This is a genomic window from Rothia sp. CCM 9417, assembly GCF_048513575.1.
Taxonomy (GTDB): Bacteria; Actinomycetota; Actinomycetes; order Actinomycetales; family Micrococcaceae; genus Rothia.
In genome coordinates this window covers 18,365-34,122 of the sequence record NZ_JBLXXT010000007.1, presented here as the reverse complement: position 1 = coordinate 34,122, position 15,758 = coordinate 18,365, and the positions used below count along the sequence as shown (strand labels likewise).

At 58.3% G+C, this 15,758-nt stretch carries 9 protein-coding genes; 6 read left to right on the top strand and 3 right to left on the bottom strand.

The window, feature by feature from the left end:
• Nucleotides 1-284: 284 nt before the first annotated feature.
• On the top strand, nt 285-1,241 hold the full coding sequence (locus ACN082_RS08215) for a 3-methyladenine DNA glycosylase (RefSeq protein WP_419100378.1): 957 nt from the start codon (nt 285-287) through the stop codon (nt 1,239-1,241).
• Nucleotides 1,242-1,349: 108 nt separating this feature from the next.
• Here the strand turns inward: ACN082_RS08215 and ACN082_RS08210 are convergent, their stop codons facing one another.
• From ACN082_RS08210 to ACN082_RS08200, 3 genes are all read right to left on the bottom strand, one after another.
• On the bottom strand, nt 1,350-2,789 hold the full coding sequence (locus tag ACN082_RS08210) for a PepSY-associated TM helix domain-containing protein (protein WP_419100377.1): 1,440 nt from the start codon (nt 2,787-2,789) through the stop codon (nt 1,350-1,352).
• Between the two features lie 87 nt (nt 2,790-2,876).
• Nucleotides 2,877-3,551: a hypothetical protein gene (locus tag ACN082_RS08205; protein WP_419100376.1), complete on the bottom strand. Its 675-nt coding sequence runs from the start codon at nt 3,549-3,551 to the stop codon at nt 2,877-2,879.
• Between the two features lie 118 nt (nt 3,552-3,669).
• Entirely contained in the window at nt 3,670-6,555 is a 2,886-nt protein-coding gene (locus ACN082_RS08200) for an S-layer homology domain-containing protein (RefSeq protein ID WP_419100375.1), read from the bottom strand.
• A 232-nt stretch (nt 6,556-6,787) separates the two neighbouring features.
• Between ACN082_RS08200 and purS the strand changes: the two genes are divergently transcribed.
• From purS to ACN082_RS08175, 5 genes are all read left to right on the top strand, one after another.
• Entirely contained in the window at nt 6,788-7,039 is a 252-nt protein-coding gene (gene purS, locus ACN082_RS08195; RefSeq protein ID WP_419100374.1) for a phosphoribosylformylglycinamidine synthase subunit PurS, read from the top strand.
• 3 nt (nt 7,040-7,042) lie between these two features.
• Complete coding sequence (gene purQ / locus ACN082_RS08190; protein ID WP_419100373.1) at nt 7,043-7,852, top strand: phosphoribosylformylglycinamidine synthase subunit PurQ; 810 nt, start codon at nt 7,043-7,045, stop codon at nt 7,850-7,852.
• Nucleotides 7,853-7,878: 26 nt separating this feature from the next.
• Nucleotides 7,879-10,185 (top strand): phosphoribosylformylglycinamidine synthase subunit PurL, encoded by a 2,307-nt coding sequence (purL, locus tag ACN082_RS08185; RefSeq protein ID WP_419100372.1) that lies wholly within the window; start codon nt 7,879-7,881, stop codon nt 10,183-10,185.
• A 495-nt stretch (nt 10,186-10,680) separates the two neighbouring features.
• A complete protein-coding gene (locus tag ACN082_RS08180) occupies nt 10,681-13,227 on the top strand; it encodes an HAD-IC family P-type ATPase (protein ID WP_419100371.1) in 2,547 nt (848 codons plus the stop codon).
• 271 nt (nt 13,228-13,498) lie between these two features.
• The gene (locus tag ACN082_RS08175; RefSeq protein ID WP_419100370.1) at nt 13,499-15,598 is read left to right on the top strand and encodes a glucose PTS transporter subunit IIA; all 2,100 of its coding nucleotides are present in this window, start codon (nt 13,499-13,501) and stop codon (nt 15,596-15,598) included.
• Nucleotides 15,599-15,758 lie beyond the last annotated feature (160 nt).

Sequence of the window (15,758 nt, the reverse complement as noted above, 5' to 3'; positions counted from 1 at the left end):
AACAAAGAGAGAAGCCGGTTTACTTTGTTACAAATGACCTTCTTAGGCAGAAAATTTTTTCAAATTATTTAGGGCTCAAAAATCTTCTGCCAGAAGTTGCACACAGGAAAGGGCAACACATTCCTTATAAAACGTTTACCCTAGTTACTGGCGGGTAATGTCTCTCCGGATCCACTCAATAGCACAGCATCTCTCAGTCAAAAACACGCGCCCACTACCCCAAACGCATCCCAAAAACACAAAAGAGAGGTTGTAAGTCCAAATTTGTCACCTAAACTGGTGGCATGCCTTTACAAATTCTCAGTTCGCGTGAGTGGCGCGCCCAAGCCGCCGCTCATGAGGAGCGCGCAGGCACCTACGCTCTTCCTTTTACCGACCGCCGAGAACGCGGTCACGTCCACCCGGTTGAAGATTTCCTCTTCACCTACTACACCCTCAAACCCGGTCAGTTTATGCGCTGGCACCCTGGGGCAGGCACTATCCTTCTCGATGCCCCAGAGCGTTTGAGGTGGAAGTACTACCGGCCAGTCACAGCCTCAGAGTTGATGCGGGCCGGCATGCCTCTCATGGAAGCCCGCAGGCATGCTGATTCGGGGACGGCAGTTACGGTTGACCACCAGCTCTTCGCCCAAGAACGTAGGTCAGCTCTTGATTTCACGCGCACCATTATCTCCAACACCGCCGAAAAGCCCGGCGAATTCAGCTGCTTCGGCCTCCACGAATGGGCTATGGCCTATAAGTCAGTGGAAAACGATATCCGCCATGACTACCTGAATCTGCGTTTAGGGGCGCAAGGTACAGACCAGGTCGTAGAAAGCCACAAGATTAAGTGCTCGCACTTTGATGCTTTCCGCTTCTTCATGCCTCAGGCCACTGAGCTCAACGAGCTCCAGCCCACCCGTGAGGCTCAGCGGAATCTGGAACAGCCGTCATGCCTTCACGCCAATATGGACATCTACAAGTGGGCCTATAAGCTCCTGCCCTTGGTGGACTCAAACTTCCTCATGGATTGTTTTGAGCTCGCCCGGGATATTAGGGAAGTTGATATGAAGGCTTCACCCTATGACCTGCGTGAATGGGGCTATGAGCCTATCGCTATTGAGACCCCCAAGGGTAAGGCCAGCTACGTCAAGTTACAGAAAGACTTTGCTCAGCGCTCACAGGTACTGCGTCACAAGCTACTGGCGAAGATAGACCCCTACTTCACTGAGTTGGCCTGCTCAGCAGAAAAGGTGGCTTAGCCCCGATTCTTCAGTACCTATCAGGGGGCCTTACCCACCAGAGGTGGCGGGTAAGGCCCCTGGGTTTAACCAGCTTCTCGGGGCGTGAGCCCCTTCTCAGCTCAGCCCCTAACCTGCCTTCTCAGCTCCCCTTTTCCCAGCTAGCACAGCCAAAAGTGCATCTAGGAGCAAGAAGACCAGCAGACTCAGACCCAGCAGGGGGATGAAGAGGCCAAGAGCTACCGTAAAGACAGCAGTGAGCCCCCAAGCCCATAGGGGGACCTGCCGTAGCGATGAACGGGACGGTGCCGGCCCCAAGCCTCGCTCCCCCTTGGGGCGGCGCTGCCACCACATGATATAGCCCCAGGCGCACATGAGCATGAGCGCCAAGGCCACAAGAAAAAGCGCCAGCTGGTTAGCGATCCCCAGAAAAAGGCCCATATGTAAGGCAATGCCCCAGCTAGTTAGTTTGGCTGGCAGGGGGAAATCCTCAAAGTCAGTTCGGTCAGTTACCTCCAATGTGCCACCATTAATGGCTACTGAATCAGCTTGGGTAGGGTAGGAACGTTTCAGCTCGCGCACCACCCAGGCGGTGTGATCATCGGGGGCCGGACGAATCTCCACAGAGGCTGAGTCGATATTGACGCCCCGGGCTGTACTTAGGATTTTGTCGTAGGAAACAGCGGCAGCTGCTCCTGAGTCGGCCTGAGTTTGAGCGGTCTGTGAGCTGTGGTCGGCGTGCTCCCCACCTCTTGCGCTTGAGCTACCGGGTTGCAGCTCCTTGGAAATACTCGGTGTGGTCCAGCTCAGGGCCTGACGAACCTGGCTGACGTTCTCACCTGCATAGGTTGACCAGGTCAGACCGGTTGCTGAAAGAAAAAGCATAGCCAGAACAAGCCAGAAGCCCAGGGCGCTGTGCCGTGAAAGAGTCCGCAGGTATCCGCGGCCTTTTGAACTCCGCAGGATCGCTTGGCGCTTGTTTTTCATGCGCCGGGCGCGCTGGGCCCAGAGCACCAGGCCACCTAGAGCCAGAACCCAGAGCCAGGAGGCGGCTAGCTCACTATAGATTCGCCCGGGCTCCCCCAGCTGCAGGTCCTTGTGCAGATTACTGACCCAGGTACGGAAGGGCAGGGATCCGCTACTGCCATAAACCGGGTAATCCCCCAGGACCTGGCCCTTGGCGGGGTCAATGAAAACTGCTCGGTAGGTGGATTCTGGCAGGCTCTCATCGGCGTACATGATGCGGGTAGTGGTACCGGGAGCCACCGCAGGGCGAACAGCTACAGGTTTGTCTGAACCCTGGTAGGCGTTAGCGGCGGCCACCTGCTCATCAAGGCTCAGCCGGGTGGTGCTTTCCGGGGCGGTGAGTACATGGCTGTAGATCATTTTTTCGGCTTGCGGTGCAAGGGCGTAGAGCGCACCGCTGGCCGCCGCGATAAAGATAAAGGGGGCGACCAGGATTCCCGCGTAGAAGTGAATTCTCCTCAAGAGGGCATAGAGCCAGGTGCTGGTAGATGGGCGCGGCGAAGCCGCTGAGGGCACAGCGGTGCCCGCAGAAGTGGTGTTCACAGTAAATCTCTTTCGTCTGGCCTGCCTTGTTAAGAGGGCAGGCTCTCTCTGACAGGCGGTGCATACAGCACCGCCTGATGTGTGTTTTTAGAGGGGTGAGGCGAAAGAGAATAGAGGTGGCCCCCGCAGAAGGTGAGGGGTCAGCGTAATAGCGGGGAGTGCTTTTGGCTGGTGCACCGAGCACAGTGCAGAAGTACGAGGGTAGCCCAAGGGCACAAGCAGACCCAGGGAGCTAAGGAGCCTTGCCCACAGGTAGGTGAGGCAGGTGCCAAGTTTCTCTAGGACCAGCTCATAGCGGTAAAAGACAGCTACGGTAATGACCGTGGCAAGCGCGTGCGCCAGGAACATCTGAGTTTCTGCCGGGAAGATACCCAGATAGCCCGGCGTAACCATGTGCATATGAGCCGGTGCCTCTGCGGAAACCGCCTGGCTCAGGGCAACCCCATGATGGGTTGCGTGTCCTATAGCTTGGCTGGGGAACACATGAGCCGGATGGTAGGGCGCATATTCAGCCGCAGATAAAAAGGTGTGGAAAGCAAATTGGCTTGGAGCCACACCGGCGGTAAGACGCACCAGACTCTTACGTGTTCCAGCAAGGAGCGTGCAGACCAGGATAGCCAGTGCTAAAGGTACCAGGAGCCTTGTAGGTGTAGGCGGCACCTGCCCACCGCCTGCCAGGTGAAAGCACAGGCCCATGAAGAGGGCAAAGCAGGCAGAGAGCACCCCTCGGGTGAGTCTTCGGTGACGGTTTTCTGCCTGCATGATAGTCAATTCTAATAGATTTTTAAGCAGGTAGGGTTCCTCACCCGGCCGGGTGAGGAACCCTATTTCTACTTGTCGCAGGCCCTACAAAGAGCTATCTCTAGCGCATAATGTCCGACTACTTCTGGTCTGTAAGAGACCGGTCAAAGCGGTAGACAAAAGCGGCCATAGCATCACGCTTAATGGGCTGGACCGGGCGGTAGCTGCCATCGGGCCAACCTGTGCTGATCTTCTGTTCAGCTAGCCAAGAGATCTCTGTGTAGAAGATGTCGTCGGTGCTGATATCGGTAAAGGGCGAGGTAGCCGGTGCCTGGTAGCCCTGAGCCCCTGATAGACGGTAGAAGAAGGCGGCCATTGCATCACGGTTGACACTTTGCTGGGGCCGGAAAGTACCGTCCTCCCAACCGCGTGCGATACCGGCTTGGTACATCCAGGCGATCTCACGGTAGAAGGGGTGGCTCGTGGGCACATCCTTGAAAGGTGAAACTTCCGGGGCTTGGTAGTCCTGGGGGCCTGCCAGCCGGAAGAGATAGGCCGCCATAGCAGCGCGTTCGATATCGGCTAGCGGGCGGTAGGTGCCATCAGGCCAGCCGCGAGCGATACCGTGCTGGGCAACCCACTGAATCTCGGTGTAGAACATGTTATCTGCCTTAACATCACGGAAGATAGGGTCCTGGTTACCGGGGGTTTCCGGCTCAGGGGCAGCAGGCACGGCAATTCGTTCGCCGGTAAAGCTAAAGGTCTTCTCGCTACCGTCTAGGGAACTGACTGCGGTGAAAGTAGCCTCTGGCTGGAAGTAGCCACGCTCCAAGTCCTGGGCGGTAAGGGTGTGACGCGCTGTAGAGCAGGTATAAGTGCCTGCAGGTTTGAGCCCGATCCAACGGCAGTTAGGTTTGGCCGGGAGGGAGAAGCCTTGCTCAAAATTACTGGATGTGGGCAGGGCAGTAAGAGTAAGAGCGGATTCGTTTTTGACCTGGAAGCTGTAGGCAATGACATCGCCCTGGGCATAGTACTGCTGAGGCTGTGAAGTCATCTGGCCTGAAATAGCTAGGGTGGGAACTACTTCTGTTTTACCCAGGCGTACCGGGGCACCGGTGTGGGTTACTTCCTGGCTTCGACTGGGATCTGCTGTGGCCCTGACACTAAATTTTAACTCCGGCACAAAGTAGCCGCGATCGAGGTCTTCTTGAGTAACCGTGTGCTTACCGGTGCCACAGCTGTAACCGGCACCTGCCGCAAGTTTCAAATAACGGCAGTTCTTCCGTTTGGCTTCATGGGGTGCCGGTGGCAGGAACCCGGTATCCAGATTCCCCCCGACCGGTACCACGTCAACAGTTTCCGGTGAGGTGTTAGTGACCGAGAAGTTATAGGTCACTTGTTCTCCCACAGAGTAGGGGTTTGCTACGGTATCCCGAGTCTGAGCCGAGGCCTGAGAAATCTCCACACCCAGGCTCTTATTGCCGCTGACGCTAACCCCCAGACTGTAGCGGGATTGGCGGCCGTCCTCACCGGTAAAGACGGCGTCAATGGAGCCTGAACGGGCGGCAGCTGCGGCGGTCAGAGTTAAGGTGACGGTCTGACTTTCACCGGGGGCAAGGGTGATCTGGTCACTCTGGTTACCGGTCAGATCAGCGGTGTCAGCTAAGGTCAGCCTGCCACTAATTGCCCTGTCCTCCTGGTTGGTGATCGTCACCGGAAGGTTCACGCTCTGGCCCGCTTCCACCGTCACAGGCTCAGCACTTAGCGGTGCACACACCACGTTAAGCCAGTCTTGGTTAAAGGTGCCGTAGCGGATATCGGTTTTGTAGCTGGCCTCGTAGAGAACCCCGTAGTTGCCGTTAGAGAGAGCGGTGGCGGAGGAATAGGCACCAGATCCTGGCTGGAACTGGCGGATGCCCGGCCAGGTTTGACCGTCATCGCAGGAAACCCTGGCGGTGAGGTTCTTACGTTGGCTGTTAGCCCCGTTATAGGAGTTAGTGAAGATGAGCTTCTGGGCGTCCTTGCTTCCCTGGGGGGCATTGGGATACATGCGGATAATTGAGGCGTTATTTGTGGGGTCAGGCAGCTCGGCATCTAGGCTTACAGGCCCCCAGGTCTGACCGCCATCGGAGCTGATAGCCACCTTACGGAGGTGGGAGTTGGAGCTATCGCGTGAGTTCATCATGACCCGGCCATCTGAAAGCTCGACCACTTTGTTCTCATCCATACCGGTTCCCACAAAGTTACCGCGCTGCCAGGTTTGACCGTGGTCATCTGAATAGAGAGAGTAGGCCTGGATAGCCTCTGAACCATCAGCTTGCTTGACCTTACCTGCAAACTGCTGTATCAGCCTGCCCTTGTGGGGGCCGTATTTAAGCTGGATTCCCTCGCCCGAGCTAGCAAAGGTGCTTTTGACATCCCCGGGCAGGGGGTTAGCCTTGCTGGTTCCGGGCTTGGCAATGGGGGTAATATCCCGGGGCTTACTCCAGGTGATACCCCCGTCGCTAGATTCCGTGACAACAGCGCCAATGACATTGCGGTCATTGGCTATATCGTTGCCGTACTCGCTGTGGTGGAAACCCTGATCCTGGGAGTAGACGAAGAAAGCAAAGACCTTGCCAGCTTCCCGGTCCACGACAAATGAGGGATCTGAGTACCCGTATTTTTTGGTCCCGGCGGTGGGTAGCTGTCCCTGGGCGATGTAACTGATCTCTGACCAGCTAGCACCGTAGTCGGTGGAACGGCGCATGAGAATAGAGTTAGGGTTAGGTGCATCGCTCGCGTTATTGGGGCGGCCGTCCCAGGCAGCTAGGACAACGCCATCACCGAGGTCGGCTAGGGCTGGGATGCGGTAATTTGAGGCATCCCCGAAGAGGGTGTCTGCTAGGTTCTGCTCGGTGTAGCTACCCGGGGCTCCGGTGGGCCCTGGGAGGGGAGCGGGGAGCGCCTGGGCTGGGAGTGTGCCGGCCAGGGCCATGACAGAAAGGGTGGGTATGGTCAGAAAACGACCGAGTGTGCGTCTCAAGGGTAGCTCCTGAGGGTAGGTGCCTGGTTTTTCTCAAAAATAAACGTGTGTCTCAAGACACAGGTTCACTCAATACCCTACAGCCTAAGACATCCTACCTCCAGACCCAGGGGCTATTTTTCGGCTCCTGAAACCCATCTACAGGTACCCCAATGTGCCCCGCGACACTCCACCCCCGTGTAAAATGAGAGCTGGCTTTAATTAGATTCCAGCACCCAAGGAGTGCCCCTTCATGGCCCGTATTGTTGTTGACGTTATGCTCAAGCCCGAGATCCTCGACCCCCAGGGCAAGGCCATTGCCCATGAGCTTCCCCGCATCGGCCTCTCCAATTTCACCGATGTCCGTCAGGGCAAGCGTTTCGAGCTGACCGTTGATGGCCCCCTGACCGATGAGCTCCTCGCCCAGGCCCGCCAGGCAGCAGAAGAACTGCTGTCTAACCCGGTCATCGAAGACGTCATCAACGTCCAGGCGCTGGAGGACTAAACGGTGGCAGAATCTCTCGCAGCACACGACGTTCCCCTGGTTGGCGATTTCTCCACCGCCAGCCCCGATACCGCTCTAGCGGGTATCCGAGTTGGTGTGGTGACCTTCCCCGGCACCCTCGATGACCGCGACGCAGCCCGCGCCGTACGTCTAGCCGGTGGCACCCCCCTACCGCTGTGGCACAATGACGCAAACCTACACCAGGTAGATGCAGTCATTGTTCCCGGCGGTTTTTCATACGGTGACTACCTCCGCGCCGGGGCTATTGCCGCCAAGGCTCCGGTGATGGCTCAGGTCGTTGAAGCGGCGAGCGCAGCGGGTACATCCGGCTCCTCCCCCCTGCCGGTTCTGGGCATCTGCAACGGTTTCCAGATTCTGACCGAGACGCACCTGCTCCCCGGCTCCATGATTAAGAACGATCACCGTAAGTTCATCTGCCGTGACCAGATTCTACGCATCGAGAACAGCCAGACCGCCTGGACCTGCGATTTTGAGCAGGGCCAGGAGATTGTGGTTCCTCTCAAGAACCAGGACGGCCAGTATGTAGCCGATACCAAGACCCTGGACGCTCTTGAAGCTGAGGGCCGGGTGGTCTTCCGCTATGTGGGCCATAACCCCAACGGCTCACGCAACGATATTGCAGGTATCTGTAATGAGGCAGGCAATGTGGTTGGCCTGATGCCTCACCCCGAACACGCCGTTGAACCCGGTTTTGGGCCCTCATCCTCTGGTTTTGGCCCCGTGGGCCTGCGTCAGGGCGCTGATGGCCTGGGCGTTTTCACCTCTGTTCTTAAGAAGCTGGTCAAGGCCTAGCGGGCCCCACCGAAGGATTCACACCATTGAACGACAAGAAGTTTAACCTCGACACCGTCGAGCACGCTGCCGCCACCCCCGACACCGAACTCCCCTGGGCCGAACTGGGCTTGAAAGAAAACGAGTTCGAGGACATCAAGAAGATCCTGGGCCGCCGCCCCACCGCCGCCGAGCTAGCCATGTACTCGGTCATGTGGTCTGAGCACTGTTCCTACAAGTCTTCTAAGGTCCACCTCAAGCAGTTCGGCGCCAAGGTGACCGAAGAGATGAAGAAGGACATGCTGGTCGGTATCGGCGAGAACGCCGGTGTGACCGACATTGGCAAGGGCTGGGCTATCACTTTCAAAATTGAGTCCCACAACCACCCCTCCTACGTTGAGCCCTATCAGGGGGCGGCAACCGGTGTGGGCGGTATCGTGCGTGACATTATCTCCATGGGGGCGCGCCCCGTAGCGGTCATGGACCCCCTGCGTTTTGGGGCAATTGACCACCCCGACACCGCCCGCGTCCTACCCGGCGTAGTCTCCGGTGTGGGTGGCTACGGCAACTCCCTGGGCCTGCCTAATATTGGCGGCGAAGTGGAATTTGACGAGTGTTACCAGGCAAACCCGCTGGTCAATGCCCTGGCTGTAGGCATTATGCGCCACGAAGACATCCGCCTGGCGAATGCCTCCGGTGTTGGCAATAAGGTCATCCTCTTTGGTGCCCGCACCGGTGGTGACGGTATTGGCGGTGCCTCCGTGCTAGCTTCTGAGTCTTTTGATGACACCAAGCCCTCCAAGCGCCCCGCCGTTCAGGTGGGCGACCCCTTTGCCGAGAAGGTCCTCATTGAGTGCTGCCTAGAGCTCTTCAAGGGATCGGTGGTTGAGGGCATTCAGGACCTGGGTGCTGCTGGTATCTCCTGTGCCACCAGCGAGCTCGCCTCCAACGGGGACGGTGGTATGCACGTTGATTTGACCAAGGTCCTCTTGCGTGACCCCACCCTCACCCCCGGCGAGATTCTCATGTCGGAGTCCCAGGAGCGCATGATGGCGGTGGTGACCCCCGAGAACCTGGCCCGTTTTGAAGAGATTATGCACAAGTGGGATGTGGAATACTCCATTCTGGGTGAGGTCACCGGTTCTGGCCGCCTCACGATTGAGTGGCAGGGCGAAATCATTGTGGACGTTGACCCCAAGACGGTTGCCCACGAAGGCCCCACCTACGAGCGCCCCTACGGTCGCCCCGACTGGCAGGACGCCCTGCAAGCTGACCATTTCACCGGTTCGGCAGCAGATGATGAACGCCCCACCGGTCAAGCGCTGGGTGAGGCTATCAAGAACTTCATGGCCTCCCCGAACATGTGCTCCAAGAGCTACATCACCAACCAGTACGACCGCTATGTTCAGGGCAATACCGCCCTGGCTATGCCCGATGACGGTGGCATCATCCGTGTGGACGAAGAGACCGGCCTGGGTGTGGCCCTAGCAACCGATGCCAACCCCCGCTTCACCAAGCTGGACCCCTACACCGGTGCTCGGGCTTCCCTGGCTGAGGCCTACCGCAACGTGGCTACCGTGGGTGCGCGCCCCGTAGCTGTTTCTGACTGCCTGAACTTTGGTTCTCCCGAGGACCCGGACATCATGTGGCAGTTCGCCGAGGCTGTGCGCGGCCTGGCGGACGGCTGTATGGAACTGGGGGTTCCCGTGACCGGAGGTAACGTCTCCCTCTACAACCAGACCGGTGGTAAGGCCATTAACCCCACCCCCGTGGTAGCCATGATGGGTGTCATGGACGATGTCAGCCGCCGGACCCCCTCCGGTTGGTCTGCTGAGCATGACGGCCAGGCCCTCTACCTGCTGGGCACTACCCGCGATGAGCTGGATGGCTCCGAGTGGGCCCGGTACAAGGGGCACCTGGGCGGTCTGCCTCCCCAGGTAGATCTGGCCGCTGAGCGCCTGCTCGGTGACATGCTGGTGAACATGAGCCGGGACGGCATGATTGATGCCGCCCACGACCTTTCCTCCGGTGGCCTGGCCGCCGCCCTGGTAGAGGGTTGCCTGCGCTTTGGCGTCGGTGCCCGTGTGGGTCTGGGTGAACTGGCGGAGCGTGACGGCGTGGACATCTTCACCCTGCTCTTCTCAGAGTCCCTGGGCCGTGTACTGGTTTCGGTACCCCGCTCCGAAGAGGTACGTTTCAAGGACATGTGCACTGCCCGCTCCTACCCCTTCGCCCGTATCGGTGTCGTGGATGCTGTCTCCAAGACCCTGGATATTCAGGGCCAGGTAGCTCTTGACCTCGATGAGCTACGTCAAGCCCACGAAGGCACGCTGCCCGGCTATTTCGCTTCTTAGCATCACCTCGGGATTCCCGCTGTGATGAATCAGGCATCCGCCCCGACTCCTCTGTGGAGCAAGGGGGCGGATGTTTGTTTTTCCTCCTTGGATCAGCGGAGATTCTGCTTAGAGTTCTTGGGGCTTGAAAAGAGTTCTTGGGGCTAGAAAATCGTCAGGACGCAGTGGAGTGAGCTCATGCAGCAGCCCATCACCCTAGGGCAAAGGCTGGTGAGTGCAGGCGTCCGCTAGCTCCAGAGACCGGGCACCAGTTTTTCTGCTTGGTCCATCATCTTGTGGACCCGCCGGGGTTTTGCTGGACCCAACCCTAGCCAGAGCCGACCACCAACAAAATTCAACTCTCTTTTGTACATGGCTGGGCCCCGCCCTAGCTGGAGCCGAGTACAGAATGAAGGTGTGCAGAGATCAAGACTTCATACCCTAGGCTGAGTCCTGCGGGCACTTGCTGAACTAAACTAGAAAGGACGCCCATCACCTATCCGAGGAGCCCTTTGCATGTCTGGTGCCGCAAGTACCCGCCACCGTGTCGCTGTGAGCACCCAGCCCGATAGCGTCCTGGCCTTGCAGGGCCTGAGTGAGCAAGAGGTGGCTGAGCGTCAGCAGGCAGGGCTCGTCAATACCCAGAACACCGCGACCTCTCGAACGACAGCGGCCATCGTCCGATCCCATCTGTTTACCATGTTTAACCTGGTTCTTGGGCTGTGCGGTCTTGCGGTAATTATGCTGGGAAGCTGGCTCGATACGCTCTTTCTCTTGGCAGCTATCGCCAACGTTGTCATTGGCTTTACGCAGGAATTCTCCGCTAAACGCCAGCTCGATAAAATCGCTCTCTTACGGCGTGACCCGGTGAGCGCCCTGCGTGATGGCAAGCTCGTTCGGGTTCCGCTCGATGAGCTGGTGCTGGACGATGTTGTTCTGCTCAAACGTGGTGACCAGGTTCCCGCCGATGCTGTGGTCCTGACCAGTGACGGCCTTGATGTGGATGAGTCTCTGCTGACCGGTGAGAACGACCCGGTGGGTAAGAAGCCCGGGGATCAGGTACTTTCTGCTTCCTCTGTTATTGGCGGCTCCGGCAGGGTAAGGCTCTCTGCGGTGGGTGCTAAATCTCGTGCCGCAAAGATTACCGCTGAGGCCCGCCAGTTCACCACCATTCATTCCGAACTGCGCGCGGGTATGGAGCGGGTAGTTACCTGGATTACCTGGGCTCTGGTACCGATTATTGCAGTGGTCCTCAACGGGCAGATGCAGGCGGCCGGTGGCTGGCAGGTGGCCTTGGAGACCGGAAGCTGGCGTGATGCCCTGATTACCTCTGTTTCCTCGGTTGCTTCCATGATTCCTCAGGGTCTGGCTCTGATGACCACCATCTCTTTTGCGGTTGCTTCGGTCAAGCTCGCCAAATCTGAGGTGCTGATTCAGGAACAGCCTGCGGTTGAAGTGCTAGCCCGTGTTGATACGGTTTGCTTCGATAAGACCGGCACCCTGACCGAGGGTGGGGTGCGCTTTGAGTCGGCCCGCCTGCTCGATGGAACAGTCTTGGCCCGTGCAGAGGGTCAACAAGAGGTCCGGCTTGCCGGAGGCCACGACGTGGGTAAAAATCCCGGCTGGCAGGGCGCTTTAGCCTGGTTCGGTGCCGATGATAACGCCAACCCTACCGCCGCCGCCCTGAAAGAACCCTTTGCACAGCTAACCAAGGGGCAGGGCCTTGAAGAGGCTCAGGCGCTCCTGCCGTTTTCGTCGGCTCTGCGCTTTAGCGGGGTGGAGTTCGCCAGTAGTGGCGCCTGGATTCTGGGTGCCCCCGAGGTCTTACTCTCTCCCGGTTCAGCGCCCGCGCTCCGAGCAGGTGAGCTTGCGGCCTCCGGCCTGCGGGTGATGGTTCTCGGTCATGCTCCTGCCCTGACCCGTGATTCTTCGGGCCGTGTGGCCCAGCAGGTTCCGCAGGGTCTAGACCCCCAGTTCTTTGTGATTTTCCGGGAACAAGTTCGTTCCGAGGCACCCGCCACCCTAGCCTACTTCCGGGAGCAGGGTATCGACCTGAAAGTGTTTTCCGGTGATAACCCCCGCACGGTGGCCGCCGCCGCCCAGGCCGCAGGCATGGATACCTCAGCTGGCGCAGTAGATGCCTCCACCCTGCCTGAGCAAGGCCCCGAACTGGTTGAGGCTGCCCTGACCCACAGTGTCTTTGGCCGGGTTTCCCCGGAGCAGAAGAAGAACATGGTGCTGGGTCTACGCCAAGCGGGTCGAGTAGTTGCTATGACCGGTGACGGTATTAACGATGCTCTTGCCCTCAAACACGCTGATCTGGGCATTGCTATGGGTAACGCCGCACCAGCAACCAAGGCCGTCTCCCGTCTGGTTCTGCTGGATGGTCGTTTTGATAGGCTCCCCAGTGTGCTTGCTGAAGGCCGTAAGATTATCGCCAACATCGAGCGGGTGACCAACCTCTTCCTCACCAAGACGGCCTTTGCAATTTTCCTGGGCCTGATTTTGGGCATCCTCTGCTGGCAGTTCCCCTTCCTGCCTCGCCAGTACTCCACCGCTGACCTACTGATTGTAGGTGGCCCGGCCTTCTTCTTGACCATGCTGCCCAATAAGCGCCGCTATGTCAGCGGTTTCTTGAGTAGGGCCCTGCACTACGCTATCCCCAGCGCCCTGGTCATCACTGCTGTGCTGGTCTTGGTGATTGGCTACGGGCACAGCCATGCGGGTATAGCAACCTCGGAGGTTCAGACCGCGACCTTTATTGCCCTGGTCCTCATGGGTGTCTACAACATCACCACCGTCACCAGGCCACTTCGCGGGGTCAGGCTCCTCATTGTTGCGGGCATGTACCTGGGCCTTGCCCTGGTTCTGGATCTGCCGCCCTCTCTCTGGTACCACCAGTTCACCCTTCCCTCTGGCTCTTACCTGCTGGTCACGCTAGGTGCTGCAATCATGGGGTGCCTGCTCATCGAAGTCAATCTGCAACTGCACAACAGATGGCTCAGAACTCACCACCGTGAGGTCATCGAAGCAAGCCAGGCCATCTCAAAAGAAGGCTCCTAACAGGGGCGCTTGCGTCTTACCGCAAGGAATAGTAGGGTGAAGGGGTAACGGGGTTCGTCCCCGCAATTTTAGTTAATCATCAGGATTGTTACTGGTTCAGCAGGCAAGACCTGAGTTGCTATCAGCTCTTAGATGAGGTCCGGTCTAGGCACCGGATTGGTTTTAAGTGCATGAGTCTGCCCTCTGGGGGAAGACCGTATAGATAGGCAACTCGGGTCTTTTTGTCTTAAGGGGCCAGGGCAAACCGCACACATACCAGTAAGGTTCACTCGTGAATAATTCACAAATGGGTGAGAAAATTCTTGAAGGCCTGGGCGGCCCCGAGAACATCTCGCACTTTACCCACTGCGCTACCCGCTTGCGCGTGACTCCCAAGTCCAATAGCGCTATTGACCGCACCAAGATTGAGAACATCCCCGGTGTTCTTTCCATCATTGAGCAGTCCGGCCAGACCCAGGTCGTGCTCGGCGATAAGGTCGAGTCTGTCTACAACGAGATGCTCAAGCTCCCCGGCATGGGCACCGTTGGCGAGGGCAAGGGCGAGGCTGACCCCAACCAGAAGAAGGCCGGCGTTCTGACCCGCGTCTTCGATGTGCTCTCAGACTCCTTCCGCCCCATCCTGTGGGCTCTGCTGGGCACCTCCATGATCTTGACCCTGATCGTCTTCCTCCAGCAGTTCGGCTACTTCGGCCAGTACACTGACCTCACCGGCAAGATGGTTAACATTGATATTGTTAACGGTCCCCGCCTGGCTGACCCCGATGCCGCCGCCACTATGCTAGACGAGTGGCGCGCAACCTTCCCCTTCTGGTTCATCCTCATGGCAGCCTCGCTGTCGGTTCTGCAGTTCATGCCCATCATGATTGGCGCCACCGCCGCTAAGCGCCTGGGCGCTAACATGTGGGTTGGTGCAGCTATCCCCGCCGCCCTCATGACCGGCACCTTCCAGGGCTTTAACAACATCGCCGTTGATGGCGTTGTCAACGTCCCCTTCCTGGGCCTGGACCTCCCCCTTTACGTTATGAACTACACCGGCCAGATCTTCCCGCCACTCTTCGCCGCAGCCCTGCTGGCACCCCTAGAGCGCTTCCTCAAGAAGATTATCCCCACCATGCTGCACATGGTCTTCGTGCCCATGATTTCTGTTATGGTTCTGGTCCCCCTGACCGCCTTCCTGATTGGCCCCATCGGCATTAAGTTCGCTCTTGCTATCTCCGATATCATCGGTAACGTCAACGAGGTTGCTCCCTGGTTGGTCGGTGGCCTGATTGCTGGTCTCTACCTCTTCATGGTGCCCCTGGGTCTGCACTGGCCTCTGAACGCCATCATGATTAATAACCTGCAGACCACCGGTACCGACTTCATCCAGTCCCCCATGGGTGCTTACAACTTCGCTGTTTTCGGCCTGGTTACCGGTGTTGCTATCCGCGCCAAGCACAATAGGGAACTGCGTCAGACCGCGACCGGTGCCGCTGTATCCGGTCTGCTCGGTGGTATCTCTGAGCCTTCCCTCTACGGTGTTGTTCTGCGCTACAAGCGTGTCTTCCCCCTCATCCTGGTTCCCGCTATCATCGGTGGCGCAACCATCTCGGCGCTGGGTGTTAAGTCCTACGCTTTTGCTTTCACCTCACTGATCTCGCTGCCTGCTATGCAGCCCACCCACCTGTACGCTATCGGTCTGGCTATTGCCTTCTTTGGTGCTATGGCAGGCGTACTGGTCTTCGGTTACGAGTCCAAGCCCAAGGCCGGCGAAACCTCCGCTGAGGAAAAGGCTGAGCAGCGGGCTTCAGCCGCCGCTCCTGCTGCTGCCGGCGCTAGCGCAGGTGCAGCTGCCGTTGCTGGTGCTGCAACCGGCGCCTCAGCTGCTACCCCCTGGTCCAACGACCAAGCAGAGGCTCAGGCTCCTGCCGCTGGTACCGTCCTGACCCTGGCTTCTCCCCTGGAAGGTCAGGCTGTGGCTCTGTCCGAGACCCCGGATCCTATCTTCGCCGCAGAGAAGCTGGGTAAGGGTGCCGCTATTATCCCCAGCGGTAACACCGTCATAGCTCCTGCCGCAGGTAAGGTATCCGTTACCATGCCTTCTGGCCATGCTGTTGGCCTCAAGCTGGATAACGGCATTGAGCTCCTCATTCACCTTGGTATCGACACCGTTAACCTCAACGGTGAAGGCTTCGATGTCAAGGTCGAAAAGGGTCAGCGTGTTGCTCCCGGCGACATCCTGATGACCTTTGACCCTCAGGTCATTCAGAACGCCGGTTACTCACTGGTGACTCCCATTCTGGTCACCAACACCAACCGCTTTGCCGAGGTTGAAGGAACTACCGGCAGCGTTCAGCCCGGTAGCGAACTGCTGAAGGTCACTACCAAGTAGTCCTCCACTGGCTGTTAGAAAGCCCTGCCCCTCTCTAAGAGGGGCGGGGCTTTTCTGTGGTGGGTGTCAGATTTGCTTGCCCTAGCTTCCCGCAGCTGGTGCCCCCGAGCTGGCGGAAGTTTTTTCGGCTGGTTCTGCCCTTGATAGGGCTAAAAACCCC

Excerpts from the sequence above, each read along its gene's own strand:
- ACN082_RS08215 (WP_419100378.1), top strand. The coding sequence starts at position 285 with ATGCCTTTACAAATTCTCAGTTCGCGTGAGTGGCGCGCCCAAGCCGCC.
- ACN082_RS08205 (WP_419100376.1), bottom strand. The coding sequence starts at position 3,551 with ATGCAGGCAGAAAACCGTCACCGAAGACTCACCCGAGGGGTGCTCTCT.
- purS (WP_419100374.1), top strand. The coding sequence starts at position 6,788 with ATGGCCCGTATTGTTGTTGACGTTATGCTCAAGCCCGAGATCCTCGAC.
- ACN082_RS08180 (WP_419100371.1), top strand. The coding sequence starts at position 10,681 with ATGTCTGGTGCCGCAAGTACCCGCCACCGTGTCGCTGTGAGCACCCAG.